The 650-nt window shown below is 58.6% G+C and carries 1 protein-coding gene; it reads right to left on the bottom strand.

Features of this window, described 5'->3' with window-relative positions; genetic code table 11:
- On the bottom strand, window positions 1–650 hold a 650-nt coding region (locus A3730_RS11130; protein ID WP_197477441.1), incomplete at both ends, for a class I SAM-dependent methyltransferase.

The following is a 650-nucleotide window of genomic DNA, read 5'->3' as shown; positions in this document are numbered from 1 at the left end:
AGCCAGCGCATGGCATCCATACGGGCCAGCTCGTGCTGGTCGGTGGAGAAGCCGTTGGCCGCCAGGTTACAGGCCATCCAGTCCAGATAGCGTTTCGACGAATCAACGGTCACCGTGCGCTTGGCGCCACCGACGGCAGCGTGCACCGTGGCTGAACCGGTGTAGGCAAACAGATTCAGGAAGCGTTTCCCGCTAGCCTGCTCCGCAATGCGCAGTCGCGTGGGGCGGTGATCCAGAAACAAACCGGTATCAAGGTAATCCTGCAGGTTTATCAGCAACTGAGCCTGACCTTCCCGCACTACCCGATAGTGCCCTTGGGTATCCAGCTTTTGGTATTGCTGGTTCCCCTTCTGTTTCTCGCGCGTACGCAGGTGCACTTGCTCACGGTGCACGCCAAGAGCCGCCCGCACCGCCGTTACCGCCCAGTCACGCCGCGCCTTGGCTTTTTCAGGGTCAATCGTTTTCGGTGCCTTGAATTCCTGCACCAGCACCTGGTCGCCATAGATATCCACCGCCACATTGAATTCCGGTAGATCGCGATCATAGAGGCGATAACACTGGATATCTTCCCGCTCCAGCCAGCGGCGCAGATGCTTGCCGTTTTTACGCAAACGGTTGAGCAAAGGCTGCGCGCCTTCCGGCACATTAAA

It is taken from the genome of Alcanivorax sp. HI0044, assembly GCF_001634945.1.
This window is presented reverse-complemented; position numbering and strand designations above follow the sequence as displayed.